At 41.4% G+C, this 19,419-nt stretch carries 15 protein-coding genes and 1 pseudogene; 4 read left to right on the forward strand and 12 right to left on the reverse strand.

Translation table 11 applies throughout. The features are described from left to right. The first annotated feature begins 16 nt into the window (after positions 1 to 16). Positions 17 to 319, forward strand: coding sequence for a dihydrofolate reductase family protein (locus M2133_RS10010; RefSeq protein ID WP_277465984.1), 303 nt, complete (start codon positions 17 to 19; stop codon positions 317 to 319). Positions 320 to 410: 91 nt separating this feature from the next. Next, on the forward strand, positions 411 to 1,679 hold the full coding sequence (locus M2133_RS10015; RefSeq protein WP_277465985.1) for a site-specific integrase: 1,269 nt from the start codon (positions 411 to 413) through the stop codon (positions 1,677 to 1,679). 351 nt (positions 1,680 to 2,030) lie between these two features. Here the strand turns inward: M2133_RS10015 and M2133_RS10020 are convergent, their stop codons facing one another. Beyond that, positions 2,031 to 2,930: a helix-turn-helix transcriptional regulator gene (locus M2133_RS10020; protein WP_277465986.1), complete on the reverse strand. Its 900-nt coding sequence runs from the start codon at positions 2,928 to 2,930 to the stop codon at positions 2,031 to 2,033. A gap of 315 nt (positions 2,931 to 3,245) precedes the next feature. On the opposite strand from M2133_RS10020, the gene M2133_RS10025 reads away from it, so the two are divergent. Together M2133_RS10025 and M2133_RS10030 are read left to right on the forward strand one after the other, a co-directional pair. Continuing rightward, positions 3,246 to 4,631, forward strand: a complete 1,386-nt coding sequence (locus tag M2133_RS10025; protein ID WP_277465987.1) for a DUF3575 domain-containing protein — start codon at positions 3,246 to 3,248, stop codon at positions 4,629 to 4,631. 54 nt (positions 4,632 to 4,685) lie between these two features. Further along, positions 4,686 to 5,558 (forward strand): Mfa1 family fimbria major subunit, encoded by an 873-nt coding sequence (locus tag M2133_RS10030; protein WP_277465988.1) that lies wholly within the window; start codon positions 4,686 to 4,688, stop codon positions 5,556 to 5,558. Here the strand turns inward: M2133_RS10030 and mnmA are convergent. The 11 genes and pseudogenes from mnmA to M2133_RS10085 all read right to left on the reverse strand — a co-directional run. After that, a complete protein-coding gene (gene mnmA / locus M2133_RS10035; protein WP_277465989.1) occupies positions 5,555 to 6,622 on the reverse strand; it encodes a tRNA 2-thiouridine(34) synthase MnmA in 1,068 nt (355 codons plus the stop codon). The genes M2133_RS10030 and mnmA overlap by 4 nt on opposite strands. Positions 6,623 to 6,662: 40 nt before the next feature. Beyond that, on the reverse strand, positions 6,663 to 7,595 hold the full coding sequence (locus M2133_RS10040; protein WP_277465990.1) for an IS982 family transposase: 933 nt from the start codon (positions 7,593 to 7,595) through the stop codon (positions 6,663 to 6,665). A gap of 91 nt (positions 7,596 to 7,686) precedes the next feature. Next, positions 7,687 to 9,546, reverse strand: a complete 1,860-nt coding sequence (locus M2133_RS10045) for a heavy metal translocating P-type ATPase (RefSeq protein WP_277466079.1) — start codon at positions 9,544 to 9,546, stop codon at positions 7,687 to 7,689. Positions 9,547 to 9,677: 131 nt separating this feature from the next. Further along, positions 9,678 to 10,898 carry an efflux RND transporter periplasmic adaptor subunit gene (locus M2133_RS10050; protein ID WP_277465991.1) on the reverse strand — a complete coding sequence of 407 codons (1,221 nt, stop codon included), beginning with the start codon at positions 10,896 to 10,898 and terminating at the stop codon, positions 9,678 to 9,680. A gap of 1 nt (position 10,899) precedes the next feature. Further along, a complete protein-coding gene (locus M2133_RS10055; RefSeq protein ID WP_277465992.1) occupies positions 10,900 to 15,246 on the reverse strand; it encodes a CusA/CzcA family heavy metal efflux RND transporter in 4,347 nt (1,448 codons plus the stop codon). Between the two features lie 105 nt (positions 15,247 to 15,351). Continuing rightward, positions 15,352 to 15,669, reverse strand: coding sequence for a hypothetical protein (locus tag M2133_RS10060; RefSeq protein WP_277465993.1), 318 nt, complete (start codon positions 15,667 to 15,669; stop codon positions 15,352 to 15,354). 29 nt (positions 15,670 to 15,698) lie between these two features. Next, a complete protein-coding gene (locus tag M2133_RS10065; protein ID WP_277465994.1) occupies positions 15,699 to 16,121 on the reverse strand; it encodes a transcriptional repressor in 423 nt (140 codons plus the stop codon). A 70-nt stretch (positions 16,122 to 16,191) separates the two neighbouring features. Further along, positions 16,192 to 16,614 carry a DUF302 domain-containing protein gene (locus M2133_RS10070; RefSeq protein ID WP_277465995.1) on the reverse strand — a complete coding sequence of 141 codons (423 nt, stop codon included), beginning with the start codon at positions 16,612 to 16,614 and terminating at the stop codon, positions 16,192 to 16,194. A 69-nt stretch (positions 16,615 to 16,683) separates the two neighbouring features. After that, positions 16,684 to 17,211, reverse strand: a complete 528-nt coding sequence (locus M2133_RS10075; RefSeq protein WP_277465996.1) for a dihydrofolate reductase family protein — start codon at positions 17,209 to 17,211, stop codon at positions 16,684 to 16,686. A gap of 510 nt (positions 17,212 to 17,721) precedes the next feature. Then, positions 17,722 to 18,768, reverse strand: a complete 1,047-nt coding sequence (gene arsB, locus M2133_RS10080; protein ID WP_277465997.1) for an ACR3 family arsenite efflux transporter — start codon at positions 18,766 to 18,768, stop codon at positions 17,722 to 17,724. A gap of 241 nt (positions 18,769 to 19,009) precedes the next feature. Further along, positions 19,010 to 19,414: pseudogene (locus M2133_RS10085) on the reverse strand (arsenate reductase ArsC); the annotation flags it as partial. Positions 19,415 to 19,419: the final 5 nt, after the last annotated feature.

The following is a 19,419-nucleotide window of genomic DNA, read 5'->3' on the forward strand; positions in this document are numbered from 1 at the left end:
AAATTAGAGGAAACTTGTGATCTTTAACGATTGGGGTGAAAAGGAGAACATCAAGTTTATTACCGATAATATAGTAGAAACAATAGAAGCCTTATGCCAGCAATCCGGAAAGAACATCTGGTTATTTGGTGGCGGTAAAACAATCTCCATGCTTCTTGAAGCAGACTTGGTGGACGAAATGCGAATTTTCTATGTCCCAACAATGCTTGGCAAGGGTACTCCGCTATTCCCCGCTCACCCTCAGCGGTCGAAATGGAAACTGACCGGCAGCAAAACGTATAACAATAATATATTGGAAGTTAACTACATAAAAGAATAATCCGTAGGGTCTTACATTTATTTACGCAGGAATGATTTTATGCCTGTCATACTTTAATTTTGCACCGATTTCTAATTATATAAAATAGAGTATGACATCAATGAATTTAGTGTTGCGCCCTTCCAGCAGAGGGTGCCACTTCCCGGGAAGCCTATCCCTGAGGCTGATTCATAACAGACAGGTTAAAACCGTAACCCTTCCGGGTTGCCGTATTTACCCCGAAGAATGGAATAAAGACAAGCAGGTAGTTGTTTACCCCGAAAACAACCCGGACAGGGCTGCCACTTTGGAAGAAGTGTACCATCGTATTAACGATGAATTAGAGTTAGTAAACACCTATCTGCAAACCTTGCAGAAAAAAGGGTGGTACAATGTAGAGGACTTGGTAAGGCTCTATCGTGAGCGCAAAGACGCCAGTAAATTATTGGGATATACCGAAACACTCATAAATACACTCGAACGCCGGGGACAGTATCGTACGGCAAAAGCCTACCGAACGGTTACAAAGGGGCTTGTGAAATTTAACCACAACACAGATATTCCCCTTACGCAGATCAACAGCAACCTGATAAAGGATTTTGAGAAGCATTTGCGCGATGCCGGGAGATTGCCTAACACCATCTCCTTTTATATGCGTAACCTGCGGGCAATCTTCAATAAGGCGGTAAATGAGAAGCGGATTGTTAAACCCAAAGAAAGCCCCTTTGCCGGAACATATACGAGCGTGGCAAAAACAAGAAAGCGTTCCCTGTCATTGGAGGAAATCAAAGCCCTGTACGACCTTGATTTGGGTAAATTGTTGAAAGAGACAAAGCCCGACAGCCACGAATATAAAGTCATTGAAGACCTACACCATGCCAGGAGTTATTTCGGTTTCTGTTTCTATGCCCGTGGAATGAGCTTTGTTGATATGGCATTCCTGCGCAAGGATAATATTCGGGGCGAATTCATCCGCTACGTGCGCAAAAAGACCGGTCAGGAGATTGATGTGCGGCTGACTCCCGAGATACAGGAAATCATCGACCGTTTTGCTCCGGAGGTAAAAAACTCGCCTTATGTATTTCCGATTATCCGGGACAAAGGAAAAGGTGCATACAGGCAGTATGAAAATGCCTTGCAAAAACAGAATTGCCTCTTGAAGAAGATAGCTGAATTGGCAGGCATCCATAAACCAGTGAGCACGCATTGTGCACGCCATTCGTGGGCGACAGCCGCAAAGTATAATAATTTCCCGATTGCGGTTATTAGTGAAGCATTGGGGCATACGTCAGAGAGAACCACACAAATTTATTTGGATTCATTAGACAATTCTGTTCTCGACACAGCCAATCAGATTATCATATCGTCAATCACTAAGTAGGCTTAAAGTGTACCTTTGGGCAGGAGATTCCTGCTTTCATTTTTTTTGCGGAAAACCAAATTTGCACCTGTCGTATTTACGACGGGCAGGATTGTTATTGCCGTATGCAAGAAAACGGGCAAATAGTAGTCGTTAAAACCCGACAGACAAGTCACTAAACTTCAACAATAACTGCTTTGAAACGATGGATTTTTGTACCTTTGTAACTTGAAAATACAAGAGCCTTTCGCTTCTTGGCACTTCATAAGTGTCGGGGAACTTGAATTTCAATCGCTGTCCTTTGTTTTAGGTGCCGGGTGCAAAAGTAGACACATTATTCCAATGAGCGCCTTACTATTTTTGCCTTTCTATTTACAATTTTTCCCTATTGCCTTCCTGATCGCGTAGTTCGGTTGGTGTTTTCTTAAATTCCTTCTTGCTAAAACGAATGAGTTCCGTATCCGATGAAAAACCACATTCAGAAGCAATCTGCTTAAACGGTTTTTTGGTTGAAGTAATTTCTTTGTACGCCATTTGTGCCCGCGTTTCAGTCATCCAACGTATAGGCGTTTTCCCAAACACTCTTGTGAAACGGGTCGTAAATTGCTTTCGTGTCATGTTTAAGGAATCTGCCAAACTCTGTACTGTACGCAAAGATAGCCAGTTCAAACGCACATATTCGGAAAAGGCGGTGTCGCCAGAAAGTATAATGTAGAAGAAATCGTGTAGTTTCTCTTTAGTATAATAAGCACGGAGCAATACCAAAAATTCCTTGATTTTCAGCTCAAACCAACAACGGCACTTTATCCCATCCGTGATACAATCCATTACACCATCTATAAAATACCATATCCGCGAGTTGATCTCCAACGTACCGATGCGTTTCAATCCGGGCTCAGCTTCCAGCAGTGGTTCCGAGATGTTCTCCGCTTCGATTTTCTTATTTCCATAGAGTTTTTCAATTGAAAACTTATCGCAAAGCGCAATAGGTTTATGCACACGGAATATAACAACAATCGAATCAAGAAGCCCTTCGTATGCGTAGTCCGCACCTGCGGGACGAAATATAATCTGCCCTTTGACGGCTTCGTGTGTTGGAAATTCCTTAAAGAAATACCGGAGCCTCCCTTCGATTATAAAAACGATCTCATTGTTGTTAACTGACAAAATTCGCTTTTCTCCCTTGACTATTTTTACCACTTCAATAACTGGCTTGTCTGTCCGGTCATAATGACGGCAAGCCATGTGCTCACTTCTATACAATAAATCCATAACTATGTGATTAATAGGATGTTTTACAAATGTTTTACTATTCTTGAAAATACAGATACTCCGAACAACCCATTAAATCGCACTTACACACGTATATATCGGCTTTTTTGAATATCCTTTTAGTTCTCATTTTGGTATGCCCGTTTTACGAATGTTGAACAAATATATATTTCCGCGATTATTTACGTCTTGTAACATGCTGAAATACAGGTGAAATTGTCGAGTGCTTTCTGCTACCCCGACACTTATGAAGTGACGGGGAAAATTATTTGCTTAACCGGGACGGGAGAAAGTAAAACAAAGCACAAGTAGGCAATGAGCATTCTGAGGAAAAAGTATTCGAAACAATGGGTAGTGATCTGTGCCCTCTTATTAACAATTACAGAGGCAAGAGCGCAGAGTTTAGAAAACACAAAAGTTGCTACACCGGCAGTAGGGATTAAAACAAACCTATTGTACGATGCAACAAGTAGTATGAATCTGGGGGTTGAGTTTCGTACCGGCAACCGTACTTCATTCGATCTTTCGGGTAACTGGAATCCGTGGACTTTCAGCAATAACCGCAAGTGGAAACATATTTTGGTTCAGCCGGAGTTTCGCTGGTGGACGAAAGAAACTTTTCACGGACACTTCTTCGGTCTTCATGCCCATTACGCATTTTATAATGTAAGTCGTCTTCCCAAAGCAATATTTTCGGATAATATGGCAAACCACCGCTATCAGGGATGGCTTGCCGGAGCAGGTATCAGTTACGGCTATCGCTGGAACTTTAATACAAACTGGAGCATGGAAGCCTCCATTGGTGTTGGTTATGCCTATTTGGATTATAAAAAATACGAATGTGGAAATTGTGGAGAACGAATAGGTACTGACACAAAGAACTATTTTGGACCCACAAAAGCCGGAATCACCTTAATATATACTTTAGGAGGTAAGAAAAAACAGGCTCAACAATCCACTCCACCGTATATTCCGGCAATTATTCAAAAAGAGCCGGAGCCTGAAATTGCTGTAGAGGTTGAATCTAATCCCGAGCCAATTTATCTTCCACCTGTAAAATTTCAAATGGAAATCCTGTCGGAGAAGTACCCGTTCGTACTTCCGGTAACCGAGTTTGACCCCAATCAGCCTGTTCGCTATTACGGCGACGAACGCGATAATGCGTTGACTGTTTATTTCCGCTTAAATCATAGCTCCATAGAAAGTGAATTTTCCGGTAACGACGCCACACTTACCGCTCTACTCGATGCGGTTAATACTATAAATAATAGCGAGGAGGCAGAAATCAGTCACATAGTTATTGCCGGATTCTCATCCCCGGAAGGTTCTACTGCAAGAAACGAACAGTTGGCGGGAGAAAGAGCCACTGCTGTGAGAGACTATCTACTTGCCCATACCACGACAAAAAAAGGAACTGTACTACTTCACAATGGTGCTGCCGACTGGCAGGGGTTGCGGAAATCAGTTGCAGCCGATCCTAACGTTCCGAATCAGCAAGAGGTACTAAACCTCATTGATAATAGCCCTGTATGGAACAACCGGACGCAAACCGGACGGCAAACCCAATTACGGAAGTTGAACGGCGGTCGCACATGGGAATACCTGAAAAAGAATATTTTCCCCGAACTACGCAACGGCACATTTATCCGGGTGTACTGGAACTTGACAAACACAATCAATCCAAACAATTCTAACGAATAAATAAAGAGAGTAATAATTATTTTTTAATCATTTTTCAATTAAAATTTTCAGAACATGAAAGTAAGTTTTAAACATGCGATTATGGCTTTCGCTGCCCTCACGATGGGTTTAACAAGCTGTTCAAACGATGACGATGTTACGGCCGATCAAGGTGTCGACACCTTTATGAAGCTCAACATCCAGTTCCCACAAACATTGGATACCCGTGCAGCAAATGACGCAAACGCAACGGACAATGAGGTGAAGTTATCAACGATCAATGTATTTATCTTCGACCCCGCAACCAGTGGTTTATTGTCTGCGGTATCTCTGGGAAGCACTGATTTTGTTTACGACAACACATCATCAGACAAGTACACAAAAGGTGCTTCGGCTACTATTCCTACCACTACGGGAGCAAAGAAAATCTATGTAGGAATGAACCTTCCGTCTTCTTTCCCAACCATCTCAACTATTAGCGACTTGAAAGCAGCATGGACTACTACGGCTACTGACCTTGTACATGCCGCCAACGGTATTGCTATGTTCTGTACGGCAGAAGAAAACCCGACTTTGGTTGAAAAGACAGATGCCTCATATACAACTGCAAACACCGTAAACTTCACCATGGAGCGTATGGTTGCGAAAGTGGCTGTAACTGCCGGAGCTTCTTTGAACCTGGCTACAAGCGACAATGCCGGAACAATTGAAAACGTGAAGTTCTCTATCGGACAATCGAACACCAAAATGTTCCCATATCAGTTAGTAGAAAGCAGCATCGTAAAAGACCCGAACTGGAATACTTATGTTGCAAGCGACTTTGAAAGTTTCACAGCAGCTTCCGATTACGTTGCTATGAATGCTGCAGGAACAGCAGTTACATCATTAGCTGTAAAATACGCTACAGAAAACACCGCACAAGGTCTTCTTCAGAAAGAACATACTTAAATATACATTCCAATCCCCCGTTGAGAAGCAATGAATGCTCCACCCAATACCCGTCTACCGTCATAGAAGACGGCCGATTGTCCGGGAGTTATAGCCGATGCCTCTTTCTCGAAGTGCACCAGTAATTTGCCATCTTCCAGCTTTTTAACCCGACATGGAATCGGTTTGCTCCTGTAGCGTATACGAACGGATAGGTTCTCGCAGGAAAAGAGCTCTTCTTCATCGATAATGTTAGGTTGCTCTACCAGCATGTGCGTAGCTTTCAGTTGCTCCGCATCGCCAAGCATCACGGTATTCTTGTTGGGATTTATCCGTAGCACATACGCCGGTTTTCCCAACGCTATTTCCAATCCCTTGCGTTGTCCGATGGTGTAGTAGGCATACCCCTTGTGTTCGCCCAACTTCACACCTTCCGGGTCGACGAACCATCCGCGTCCAATCTCCTCGTCGATCGTAGGATGTTGTTCGCGCAGGAAATCTCTATAATCGCCTTGGATAAAACAGACCTCCATACTCTCGCCTTCGCTGGCTTTGGCTGCAAATCCTTTGTTGCGCAGGTATTCGCGCACCTGCTCTTTGGTATAATTCCCCAACGGAAACAGGCAACGGCGCAATACATCCTGTCCCAATCGCCAGAGAAAATACGATTGATCTTTCTTGTCATCATCGCCAGCCACAATATAGATATTTTCATTCCATTCTTCCAAGCGAGAGTAGTGTCCGGTAGCAATCCATTGGCAATCCAATTTATCGGCCCACTCCGCAAGTATACGAAATTTAAATAACGGATTGCACATCACACACGGATTTGGTGTCCGTCCTTGGCAATACTCATCTATAAAATATTTTACGATAGTCTCTTTGAATTCCGTTCGCTCGTCGGCCACGTAGTGTTCAATGCCTATACGGTCGGCCAGTAGCTTGGCATCTTTCGGCTCATCTCCCCAAACGCGCATCGTTACCCCCACAATCTCATAGCCTTGTTCCTGTAGCATCAGGCAAGTTGCCGAACTGTCAATTCCGCCGCTCATGCCAACCAATACACGCTTATTTCTCTCTTTCATTTGATCCTCCTTGAAAAGACATTTATACCCGTTGGCGGAATTAAATTAGTGCATATTTAATTTGTCCAATGGGTTTGTTATTAATCTTGTTTATATATTGAAGGATTGTAAGTGCACTAATTTTCCCCGTAATTCTGGTAAACAATCCTTCTGTTTGTTTTGCGTAATTTCTGATTATCATAAATTGATCGCATAATTGTGCAAAAAGCGTTTCAACCCTTTTCCTTGCTTTAGCAAATGGACTAAATACAGGTTTCCAATCTTTTTGATTCGACCGATATGGAACTTCCAACTTGATATTAGCTTTTTCAAATAAATCAAGTTGTATGGCTGCTCCAATATATCCACGATCACCGATGATGGTGCAATTCTGAAAGTTACACTTTACGTCTTTCAAATAATGAATGTCGTGAACACTCGCCTTTGTCAGGTCAAAAGAGTGTATGACACCGCTCAACCCACAGAGAGAATGTAATTTATATCCGTAATAATGTTTACCCTGTGAAGCACAATAGCCATAATTGGGAGCTTTATCATAATTATTCTTTCCCATTTTACAACGTTTTGACCTTATGGGACGACAGACTTCAATTGGCATAGAATCAATACAGAAAATAGCTTCTCCACCATCAACTTTTGATGCAATTCTTTCACGCACCTGATTACATAAGCCGATAGTGAGCTTCCTGCGATCATTATATTGACGACGGGATATGAGAGAAGAAAAATCATCTTTGTATTCATTTAATTTAGAAAACAAAAAGCTTTCACTATCTATACCTATTGATTCGGCAGCAAGGCTTAAACTGATCACTTCTAAGTCAGAGAACTTCGGGACGACTCCTCTGCGAGGTATATTCCCTTTTTCGTTTACTAAATCAGCAGAAAACATCTTGCATATATCAAGAAATTTAGCGAATATTGCATATAAGTTGTGCATAATTGAGCTGCATATTAATAGTTTAATCACCATTAAAATACTAATAATCAATGATATGCACAACTTATTTCCTGACATTTTTTAGTGAATTAATTCCGCCAACGGGTATTCTATACAATATTTCTTAGAATTTCATTTTTAAAATTCTAACAGCATTAAGGATTGCTAAAAGTGATACACCTACGTCTGCAAACACCGCCTCCCACAATGTCGCTAAGCCGCCCGCTCCTAAAATCAACACAATCAGTTTTACCCCGAATGCAAGGCTTATATTTTGAATGACAATTCGGCGTGTTGCTTTACCTATTTCAATAGCAGTCGCAATTAGGCTCGGTTGATCGGTTTGTATAATAACATCGGCTGTTTCAATGGCAACATCACTACCCAATCCGCCCATTGCAATACCCACATTACTTAATGCAAGAACAGGGGCATCATTTATTCCATCCCCTACAAATGCAATATTGTTTGAAGGATCAGCTTTCAACTGCTCTATATACTCTACCTTCCCTTCTGGAAGCAAATCTCCGTGAGCATGATGTATGCTTAATTCTGTCGCCAATTTTGAAACGATAGCTTGCTTATCTCCGGACAGCATCACTATATTTTTGATACCAAATTCTCTTAAAGCATTAACCGCAGTGGCTGCATCTGCTTTAGGTGCATCCGCTACGAGAATATAACCTGCATATAAACCGTCGATGGCACAAACGACAATCGTTTCGGGTATGGCAGTTATCTCCGGTGGGAATGTAATTCCGTTTTTATTTAATAATTTGGGATTGCCTACTAATATTGCTTGATTGTTGATTGATGCCTGTAAGCCATATCCTGCGACTTCATTTACAGTATTCGGTCTTGTAATTTCAATACTTTGTTTATTTGCATATGCAACAATCGCTTTGCCTATCGGATGCGTGCTTTGCGTTTCTACCGATGCAACCAACTTTATCAGGTCTGTTTCGGTAATATGGTTTGCAGGAACTATTTTCTGAATGTTAAAAACGCCTTGTGTCAGCGTTCCTGTTTTGTCCATAACTACCGTATTGACTTTTGTCATGGCTTCCAGATAGTTACTTCCTTTGAACAAGATTCCGTGCAGCGATGCAGCACCGATACCACCAAAATACCCAAGTGGAATACTGATAACCAAAGCACAAGGGCATGATATAACCAAGAAAACAAGCCCTCGGTATAGCCAGTCATTAAAATTATAAACGAATGCAGGACTTATGGTTGAATAGACCATTGGCAGTAATATAATCAATGCTGCCAATGCAACCACGATGGGCGTATAGATTCTTGCAAACTTCCGTATAAACTGTTCGGCAGGAGCTTTCTTCTCTGTTGCACTCTGAACAAGGTCAAGAATACGCGCTAAGGCACTTTGTCCAAAAGGTTTCGTTACTACAATTCTTGAAACATTATCGGTAGCAATCATTCCTGCTAAAACTTCTTCTCCTTTGCGAATGGTACGTGGAACGCTCTCACCTGTAAGTGCAGCGGTATTGAAAGATGCGGATTCACTTTGCAGAATACCATCGAGAGGAACCCTGCCGCCAACTTTTACCTCAATAATATCCTCAATATTTACGTTATCAGGTGAAACGGTTTCCAGTGAATCACTTTTCACAACATCGGCTGTTTCGGGGCGTACATCCAGTAATGCGCTGATACTTCTTTTCGCCCGATTTACCGCGTTTTCCTGAAATAATTCTCCGACAGCATAAAACAACATCACGGCTACACCTTCGGGGTATTCGCCAATGAAAAACGCACCGACAGTAGCAATAACCATCAATGTGTATTCAGTAAAAAAGTCCTTATTGGAAAGGGCTTTACCGCCTTTCAGAACCACAGGTAAACCCACAGGTAGATAAGCAGTTATATACCATGCCAAACGAATGTATCCCTTGAAGAAGCTTGTTTTGATGTAGTTATCAAGTACAATACCTACAATCATTATTACAAAACTGATTGCCATAGGCATATATTTTCGCCATGTGCTGCTTTCTTCCTGTTTTTTACTGTCACACGAACAAGAACAACCACAGTCATTTTCTGTAACATTTGATTTTTCTTCTTTCATATTCATAATCTTAAATTTTCTGATTATTATTCTTCCTCTTCCCCGCCACTTATTTTAGACATAATGTAAAATGCTCCTTTTGAAATAATTTCTGCATTTTCGGGAATCGTTTCCAAAGGTGTAATTTCCACGTAGCCCAATTCCGTTGTGCCGATTATCACTTCCACTTTTTTGAACTGGAAAACTTTACCTTCATCATCACATTCTTCTTTGCAATCAGGATCATTACATCTTTCTTCTGTTCCGGTAAATAAAAAGATAAACTGCTTACCTTCTGCATGAGCAACGGCATTGACAGGTACGGCTTTTACAAGTTGATTGCCGATGTTAATCAGTGCTGAAACATACATACCGGGAAGTAATTTAACACCGTCTCGGTTATCTAATTTTACGTGTATGGTAATGGATTTACTGTCGTTCTCAAACGACTGGTTGATGCTGTAAACCTTTCCCGAAATAGATTTCTTTTCCATGTTGGTAAGGACAATTTCCACTTGCTGCCCCGTTTTTACTTTGGGGAAATCTTTCTCAAACACCTGTATATTGCACTGTATTTGCGAATTGTTTGTGATTTCCATTAACGGGGTTTGCATATCGGCATAGCTTCCTGTTTTGATATGGATTTCGCCGACCACGCCATTAATGGGGGCAAGGATGGGAATTTGTGTGACAAAATTTCCCGCTACTGCCATCTGCGGGTTTATATTCAGTTGGCGTAGTTGGGTTTCAAGCCCTGCAAGTCGCGCCTTATCTGTTTCATATTTGGATGTAGCCTGTTGAAATACTTTTCCCGTTCCTGCATTTTGATTACTTAATTCTTGTTGGCGTTCGTATTCCTGATAGCTGAAAGCCAGTTCTTGCTTTTGAGCGAGATAAGCTTCTTGCAGCTTCACGATTTCGAGATTTTCCAATAGGGCAACGGTCTGTCCTTTTCTCACAGGAGTTCCTTCGATAACCTTAATTTGCGTGATGATTCCTGCCGCTAACGATGTAACATCAGCCTTATTCTGAGGTAACAAAGCCATCTGCCCGCTTGCTTTTACTACGCTGTTAAGGTTTTTCATTTCCACCGTTCCTAATTCTATGCCAACGGCTTTCATTTGTTCTTCGGACACTTCAATGGCTTCCGAATGGCTTTCTTCTGTTGAAGTTTCTTCCTGCTTTTTACCGCTTTCTGTACACGATGAAAAGCCGATTATAGCTGCCAGCAAAAGAAGTGCTGCAATTGATTTTATTATTGTTTTCATTTTACTGATTCCCTTTTAAATAGTTTAACAAAATGATTGACTGGTTGAAACGATTCATCGCTTCGGCATACTGCAATTTGATACCGATAGCCGTTTGCAGATTTTGAATGTACTCCATGTAGCCAATTTCTCCGATTTGGTAGGACGCATTGGCAATCCGTACCATATCATTGGCTTGTGTTATTCCTGCGGTTTCGTAGTATGTCAAACTTTCTTTAGCTTTAAGATATTCATTGTATTGTACGGCATAAGCATTTTGCAGAGATTGTAAGGCTTGCTGCCTTTCCATACTGATTTGTGTGCTTCTTATATTGGCTGCTTTGATTTTAGAGCGTTGTGCCCCGAAAAATAGTGGTATGCTGATTCCTATTTGAAAGCCCGGAACTTTGGAATCACTAAAGTTATATCCGCCAAAAATATCGGGTAGTAGCTTATTCTTTTCTACATTTGCCTGTGCCATACTTACGTTCAGTTGTTGATCGAAATAACCTATCATTGGATTAACAGATACCGATTCTGCATCCAAAGAAACAAAATCAGGAAGTTTTTGCAACTCGTTTTCTTGCGGTAAAATAGCTTCTCCTGTATTAAGTAGCTTTTGCATTTCCAATTGGCGACTTGCCAACGTTGAAATAGCTTGATTAAGTTGCAAGCGATTTTCCTGATACCTGCTTTCTGCATTCATTTTTTCCAGTTGGCTACTTTCACCCGTATTATAGCGAACGGTTGCCTTTTGCGAAAAATCGGCATAAATGCTGTCTTGCTGTTGTAAAATATTGACCGTTTGTAATGCGTGAAGCATATTGTAATAAGCTCCAGATACTTCGCGCACGATTTCATTTTGTGTAATACTTTTCGATTTTTCTGCCAATAGAGTTTCCTGTTTCAGCATTTTGCTTTGACTTGTATAAACAGTCGGGAACTCAAATGTTTGCGTAATGCCTATCTTTCTATCAGTCAAACCGGGCATAATGGGTTCTTGGGCAAACTCAATGCCTGTTTTTCCCGGATTAAATGCTGTTCCCTGCAATGCCTTCGCTTGTTCTATTCCTAAACCTGCCGAACGAATTTGCAGATTTCCTGTCAAGGCTATATCAATACATTCCTGTAAGGATTTACGGTTGCTTTGAGCATTTGCATTTTTGACAGAAAACAGAGAAAATGTAATTAGCAGAACGATTATCGGCAAGGTTGTTGATTTTCCTATTTTCATTATTCTGCGCTTTAAGTTGATTTTTGAATTGAATATAATGTAGAGTGTAGGCAGTACCAACAAGGTAAGTATAGTTGCCGTTATCAATCCGCCAATAACTACCGTTGCCAGTGGTTTTTGGACTTCGCTTCCCGCACTGGTGGAAAGAGCCATAGGCAAGAAACCAAGCGAGGCTACTAACGCAGTCATAATTACAGGACGCAATCGAATGGCAGTTCCCGTTCGCACTTGTTGGTAAAGATCATCCATACCTTCTTCTTTCAATTGTTTGAACTGTCCGATCAGCACAATACCGTTAAGTACGGCAACCCCAAATAGGGCAATAAATCCAACGCCAGCAGATATGCTGAATGGCATATCCCGCAGCCACAGGGCGAATATTCCACCGATAGCTGAAAGAGGAATAGATGTAAAAATAAGCAGGGCTAATTTCACGTTACGGAACGTAAAGAATAATAGTACAGAAATGAGTAACAACGCAGCCGGAACAGCAATCATCAAGCGGTCTTTAGCTTCTTTTAGGTTCTGAAACTGCCCCCCATAGGTATAATAGTACCCAGCCGGAAGTTTCAATTTATTATCCAGTATTTGTTGAATTTCTTCTACGGTGCTTTCTACATCGCGACCGCGAACATTAAATCCGACATATATCCTGCGTTGTCCATCTTCATGGCTGATTTGCGCAGGAGCAGTTTTATAGGATATTTCAGCTACTTGGTTAAGTGGAATACGATTGCCTGATGGCAGCATTACGAATAAGTTTTCGAGATTAGCCAAATCGCTACGCAAATCGTTTTTCAGGCGAACGACCATATCAAAACGCCTGTCACCTTCAAATACCACACCCGCTACGTTTCCGGCAAAAGCTGTTCGTAGTACGGTGTTCACATCACTTATGGTAAGACCGTAAGCCGCTATTTTGTCGCGATTATACTCCACTTGTATTTGCGGTAATCCTGTTACTTTTTCTACAAACGGTTCGCTTACACCTTCTACATTTTTAATGTAACCAGCCACTTTTTCCGCCTGTGCAGAAAGCACTTCTAAATCTTCGCCATAAATTTTAATGGCTACGTCCTGACGAATACCTGTTATCAATTCGTTGAAACGCATCTGCATCGGTTGTGTCAGTTCTACATTTATGCCTGGAATTACCTCTAAGGCTTCTTCCATTGCCTCCATCATTTCTTCTCGGCTATCAGCCGTTGTCCATTCTTCCTTTGGCATCATGGATAGCATCATGTCGCCTCGCTCGATAGGCATCGGATCGGTGGGTATTTCTGCACTACCGATACGGGTTACGGCTTGTTTTACTTCGGGAAATTTATCTTTCAATATTTTCTCAGCCATACCGAAGGTTTCGATTACCTGTGTTAGCGAAGTTCCCTGTATCATACTAATTTCGACAGTTAAGTCTCCTTCTTCCAAAGTGGGGATAAACTCACCGCCCAAACGGTTGAATACGCCGAGGCTGACGATAAACAGCGCAATCATTGACAATATAACCGTTTTTTTCCAACGCAAGCTGAAATCCAAAACAGGGCGATACCAACGTTTGAGAGTGTTGATAATGCGGTCGGAAAAGTTTTCTTTGTGGAAGGTTTTCTTACTTAAAAACAATGCGCTCACCATTGGTACATAGGTTAATGACAGAATAAATGCACCGAGTATGGCAAACGATACTGTTTGAGCCATAGGTTTGAACATCTTGCCTTCGATGCCTACTAACGATAAGATGGGCAGATAAACAATGAGGATGATAATTTCTCCGAACATAGCAGTATTTCGGATTTTTGAAGCGGCAGTGTAAACCTCTTTGTCCATTTCGGCTTGGGTAAGCATGGGTTTATCTTTACTAAATAACAAGCTCTTTCCTGTAATGCGGTGGACAATGGCTTCGACTATAATAACCGCCCCATCCACAATCAACCCGAAGTCGATTGCTCCTAAGCTCATCAGGTTTCCGCTCACACCGAATATATTCATCATACTTACGGCAAAGAGCATTGAAAGGGGAATTACCGAGGCGACAATTAATCCTGCTCTGAAATTTCCCAACAACAATACCAATACGAAGATGACAATTAGCCCCCCTTCAAGGAGATTCTTTTCTACGGTTCCCATAGCACGACCAACCAGTTCAGTACGGTCGATAAAGGGTTCTATAACTACACCTTCGGGAAGGCTCTTTTGGATTTGCTCCATCCGCTCTTTAACATTGGCTATTACTTGCGAAAAATTTTCGCCTTTCAACATCAATGTAATACCCGCTACCACTTCACCCTCTCCGTTACGGGTTACAGCTCCATTGCGTATTGCCGTTCCGAAACGTACTTCGGCTACATCTCTAATTAGAATGGGTGTACCGTTGGTGTTTTTAATGACAATCCGCTCTATGTCGGATAAGGTTTTGACTAAACCGATGCCACGGATAAAGTTGTAGTTACTGCCTTGTTCTATATAACTTCCTCCTGTATTCTCATTATTCTTTTCCAGTGCTTCGTAAATTTCAGCGATACTTACATTCGTTGAAGCCAGTTTATCATTATCTAATGCTATTTCGTATTCTTTCACATAGCCACCCCAACCACTCACTTCGGCTAAACCTTCGGTTCCTGCCAGTTGGCGTTTTACGATCCAGTCTTGTATGGTTCGTAGATCGGTACTGGTATATTTATCTTCATACCCTTCCTTCGTATGAATAACATAATGATATATTTCACCCAAGCCTGTGGAGATAGGGGCTAAGGTCGGCTCGCCTAATCCTTTAGGGATTAGCGATTCCGCTTCTTTCAATTGCTGGCTTATCTGCTGTCGTGCCCAATAGATGTCGGCATCGTCTTTAAATACGATGGTGATTACGGAAATCCCACTACGGCTGATACTTCGTTTTTCAATTACATCAGGTATGTTAGACATAGCCAGTTCGATGGGCGTAGTAATAAACTGCTCCACCTCCTGCGCCCCTAAAGTTGGGGCTTGTGTGATGATTTGTACCTGATTGTTGGTAATATCGGGAGTGGCATCCACTGGCAGCCGTACCACGGATATGGTTCCCCAAATAATTAGTGCCAGTGTTAAGACACCAATTATAAGTTTGTTCTCGATTGAGAACTTGATGATTTTATCGAACATACTATTCGGATTAATTATTGACAACTTTAGTGAATACAAAAATTATTTCGTTGAGCAGCAATAAATGTGTTCAACGCAAAGTTTGCCCCTTATAAAAGGTGATAATTAACCGATTTTGGGCGGTTGCCAAATATTCCCGTAGAATACTGGTATAAATTGTTGAGGATGGGAAACCGGAGTAGAAGACGTATTGTTCGACACTGGTTTTACAATAAGAACTGTTGAAGATAAAATAAAGCCTGAACAAATATGGCATAAATGAAAAGGAGAACAACCGTTGGTACATGAGCCATCATCGCTTTGTTGATTTCCGTCTATATTCGCTGCAATCTCATATTTCTGGCACAAACACTCAATTCCGTCAAAAGTGTTAGCCGAAAGTGATAAAATAAATAATGCAAGTATGGCTGCGAATATTTTCATGCGACAAAGATAGTGATTTTGTTTTGCAACTAAGTTGCAAACATCTTACAATCTTCACAAAACCCTTTAATGACAAAGTTTATACTTACCGGAACCAAGTTGTCAGGAATGTTTAAATCGGGAACAGCAACTTTTTCCAAGCAGAAAGTTTTATTGCAATGTAAACAGTAAAAGTGAGCATGTGAATCACCGATGCTGCAACTGCAATTACTGCTGCATACGGAGTATTTTATAGCCCCTGAACCATCATCAATGCTATGGATAAGTGTTTTTTCATGGAAAAGGATAATAGTACGAAAAATCGTTGATTTATCGACAGTCTCCAATACAGTTTCCAAGTCTGCCAAACTGAATGCCCGTGAAAAGCCAAGCATATTCTTTAAAATAAGCATACGCATAGCAGTCGGTTTTATGTCCCTTGCTTGTAACAATATTTCTACATTTTCAGACATTCAGCCAAAATTTTTCCACTACAAAATTACGAATTTACCTTGAGATCATAGGCTTTGTTTATTTAAAAATTTATGATTTTCCCATTTCACCCAACACTTTTTCGATTTCAGCGAAGGCTTCGGTCATCACCTCTTCCACCAGCCCGCCGATTTGTGCGGCCATTGCAGCCGAGTCCATACGCGAAATACGGGTTGCGCCGTCAGAGGTCTGATAGATGGATATGCGACATGGTAGCAACGAAGAATAAAGACGTTCTTCATCACGTTCCAGTATTCTGCCCGAATATTTGGGGCTGCATAATTCTATGATTTTTATGGGCAAAACGTCTTTCCCGTTTTTACGGAGCGTTTCCTGCAAATCATGAATATGCTGAATTTTCCAGTTCCCGATAGACATGATTTTTTCCGACAATTTTTCGACAGTTTCGTCATAACTGTAGCGGCTTACGCTTTCCAGAAACATGTTGCCCGCCTGTTGTTCTGTTGATTTCATAGCTTTATTATTTACATGGTTATGTATTGCTTTTATTAGTTCCTATTTTGACTTAATTATAAACGGATCTCACTCTTTTTGATAGATCACCGAAAGTACTCCGTTTCCATAAGACTTACTTCCTGATAACTTCCATTTCGATTCTTTTGGCTGTTCTGGAAACAGGGATATTCCCCTGCCGAGAATTACAGGGAAGTAAGTTATCCGTATTTCGTCCAACAAGTCGGAAGCAAGCAGCATCGAAACCAATTCACCGCCACCGACCAGCCAAATATCTTTTCCGGTTTCATTGCGTAGTGTTTTGATACGCCCGATTATGTTCTCCGTAATAAAACTGACGTTCTCTCTCTCACTCCATTCATGGTGGGATACAACATAAGTATGTTGGTTTGTATATGGCCAAATTACGTCCATACTCAGTAATTCGCGGTAGGTCTTACCACCCATGATAATCGTATCGACAGAAACCAACAGGTCTTTATAACCGTAATCTATCTTTTGGGGGTTGGGAAATTCGGTAAGCCAATCCAAACTGCCGTCCGGCTCTGCAATACGCTGGTCGAGTGATGCAGCAATGTATAGGATGATCTTTTTCATTTTTTTTTGAATTTAATCATTTATATTATTGCTCGCTGTATTTCAAAAAAAGCGTGGAACTCACACTATTCCAACACGAGGTACTGGTATACCCTTGAAAGAAACAGGCAAGTCCACGCCATACTTTCGTATAGCATGAACATTGCGCTATCAGTCTCTTTCAAATGAAAATTACCAGTTTTCGTGTTGAGACGTTCAGCGAACGTTATGTTTTTATCTAAACGGAGTTTATCCGTTACAATTCTTTTTTATCTATTGCAAAGATAGTGATTCTAATCAAATTGCAGACGATCTAAAGCAATGTGTTTGGACTATTAATAATATTTAAATCAATTATTAACCAAGGTGCAAGTATCAATATTAGATAAATTCACATCTTGTGCCAACATAAATATTGATATTCAGAAGATTTAGCTACTCAAAAAATGTAGTAACTTAGAATCCAAGAGATAGGTAGGCAAAAAAATCAAGTTCGGACACAAAGAAATAGAAGGAATAGAAATATGATCGCTATACTGATTTCGTATCGTAGTATCTCTTTTTAAGCCATAGCGAAACGCCTACTAACGCAATGAGTACCGGGACTTCTACCAGTGGCCCGATTACTCCCGCAAATGCCTGTCCGCTATGGATTCCAAATACTCCAATCGCTACGGCAATAGCCAATTCAAAGTTATTTCCGGCTGCCGTAAATGAAACCGATGCGTTTACATCGTAGGACGCACCCACCGCTTTCGCCACGAAGAAGCTGATAAAGAACATAGCGACAAAGTATATCAACAGAGGGATTGCGATACGAACCACGTCCATCGGTATCTGTACGATAAGTTCACCTTTAAGGCTGAACATTAGCACAATGGTAAGCAGTAATGCGATTAGTGTAAGAGGGGAGATAGCAGGAATAAACTTTTTTTCGTACCATTCGACCCCTTTTGCCTTAACCAAGATTAATCGGCTTAATATCCCCATCAGGAACGGGATACCTAAGTAAATCGTCACCGTTTTAGCGATTGTCCCGATGGATATATCCACTATTGCTCCCTCAAAGCCGAACAACGGCGGTAGTTTGGTGATAAACAGCCAAGCATAAAAGCCATAAAGAAAGACCTGAAAGATGCTGTTCAATGCCACCAAGCCAGCGCCATACTCGGTATTCCCTTCCGCCAGATCGTTCCACACCAAAACCATTGCGATACAACGAGCCAAGCCTATAAGAATAACCCCCACCATGTATTCGGGGTAGTCCTGCAAAAAGATTATCGCTAAAATAAACATAAGTACGGGACTGATGACCCAATTCAAAACGAGGGATGTCCCCAGTATTTTTACGTTGGAAAAAACTTTCGGCAATAACCTGTAATTCGCCTTCGCCAACGGCGGATACATCATAAGAATAAGACCTATCGCCAATGGTATATTGGTAGTACCTCTTGAAAAAGAATCGACCGTTACGGCAAATGACGGCGCGAAATATCCGAGTGCCACACCGATAGCCATTGCAAGGAATATCCACAGCGTCAGATTCTTATTCAGAAACCCCATCTTCTTTCTACTCATTGTTTCTTGCAATCAACTGGTTAATAACTTCATTGAATCTATTGTGGCAACATTTTCTATCAGGGGAAAGTTCCTTGCAATAGCCTGTTTTATGCTTTCGTGCATAGTCCCTCACACATTTTATGTCTTTGCAACCCGCACGAACGGCAGCCCTGATTTCTCCTAATGTTATTTCGCTGCAATGACATATAGGGACATTGTCTGGACGATCATTCAGATATTTCAACAATATATTTTCCTGATAAAATTCATAGAATGCAGCCTTGATTTCGTCCCGTACCCTGCGAAACTCGCTGTCGATAAATTCGGGAGTTCCGGTTGCATCCGAAGGGTCGTCGAATCCTATATGCAAGCTATGTTTTACCTTGCCGGAAAAAGTCGGACAACTCTCATTCGCACCACCGCAAACGGTGATGACGTAATCCCATTCTTCGTTCAGGTATTTTTCAACGCTATCCGATGTGTGGTGCGAAATGTCGATTCCCGCTTCTTTCATCACTTCGACCGCTTTGGGATTCAATTTCCCGCTTGCTCTTGTTCCGGCGGAATGCACATCCAATCCGTCATCAAACGATTGTAAGAACCCGTGAGCCATTTGGCTGCGACAGCTATTTCCCGTACAAAGGATTAAAATTTTCTTTTCCATTTGTT

Origin of the sequence: Parabacteroides sp. PF5-6 (assembly GCF_029504695.1) — a bacterium.
Classification (GTDB): domain Bacteria; phylum Bacteroidota; class Bacteroidia; order Bacteroidales; family Tannerellaceae; genus QVMG01.

What these genes read in the sequence shown, in the direction of transcription:
- M2133_RS10030 (WP_277465988.1), top strand. Translation starts at nt 4,686, where the DNA reads ATGAAAGTAAGTTTTAAACATGCGATTATGGCTTTCGCTGCCCTCACG.
- M2133_RS10050 (WP_277465991.1), bottom strand. Translation starts at nt 10,898, where the DNA reads ATGAAAACAATAATAAAATCAATTGCAGCACTTCTTTTGCTGGCAGCT.
- M2133_RS10075 (WP_277465996.1), bottom strand. Translation starts at nt 17,211, where the DNA reads ATGAAAAAGATCATCCTATACATTGCTGCATCACTCGACCAGCGTATT.
- arsB (WP_277465997.1), bottom strand. Translation starts at nt 18,768, where the DNA reads ATGAGTAGAAAGAAGATGGGGTTTCTGAATAAGAATCTGACGCTGTGG.
- M2133_RS10025 (WP_277465987.1), top strand. Translation starts at nt 3,246, where the DNA reads ATGAGCATTCTGAGGAAAAAGTATTCGAAACAATGGGTAGTGATCTGT.
- M2133_RS10065 (WP_277465994.1), bottom strand. Translation starts at nt 16,121, where the DNA reads ATGTCTGAAAATGTAGAAATATTGTTACAAGCAAGGGACATAAAACCG.
- M2133_RS10045 (WP_277466079.1), bottom strand. Translation starts at nt 9,546, where the DNA reads ATGGCAATCAGTTTTGTAATAATGATTGTAGGTATTGTACTTGATAAC.
- M2133_RS10060 (WP_277465993.1), bottom strand. Translation starts at nt 15,669, where the DNA reads ATGAAAATATTCGCAGCCATACTTGCATTATTTATTTTATCACTTTCG.
- M2133_RS10040 (WP_277465990.1), bottom strand. Translation starts at nt 7,595, where the DNA reads ATGGTGATTAAACTATTAATATGCAGCTCAATTATGCACAACTTATAT.
- M2133_RS10070 (WP_277465995.1), bottom strand. Translation starts at nt 16,614, where the DNA reads ATGAAATCAACAGAACAACAGGCGGGCAACATGTTTCTGGAAAGCGTA.
- M2133_RS10055 (WP_277465992.1), bottom strand. Translation starts at nt 15,246, where the DNA reads ATGTTCGATAAAATCATCAAGTTCTCAATCGAGAACAAACTTATAATT.
- M2133_RS10015 (WP_277465985.1), top strand. Translation starts at nt 411, where the DNA reads ATGACATCAATGAATTTAGTGTTGCGCCCTTCCAGCAGAGGGTGCCAC.
- M2133_RS10020 (WP_277465986.1), bottom strand. Translation starts at nt 2,930, where the DNA reads ATGGATTTATTGTATAGAAGTGAGCACATGGCTTGCCGTCATTATGAC.
- mnmA (WP_277465989.1), bottom strand. Translation starts at nt 6,622, where the DNA reads ATGAAAGAGAGAAATAAGCGTGTATTGGTTGGCATGAGCGGCGGAATT.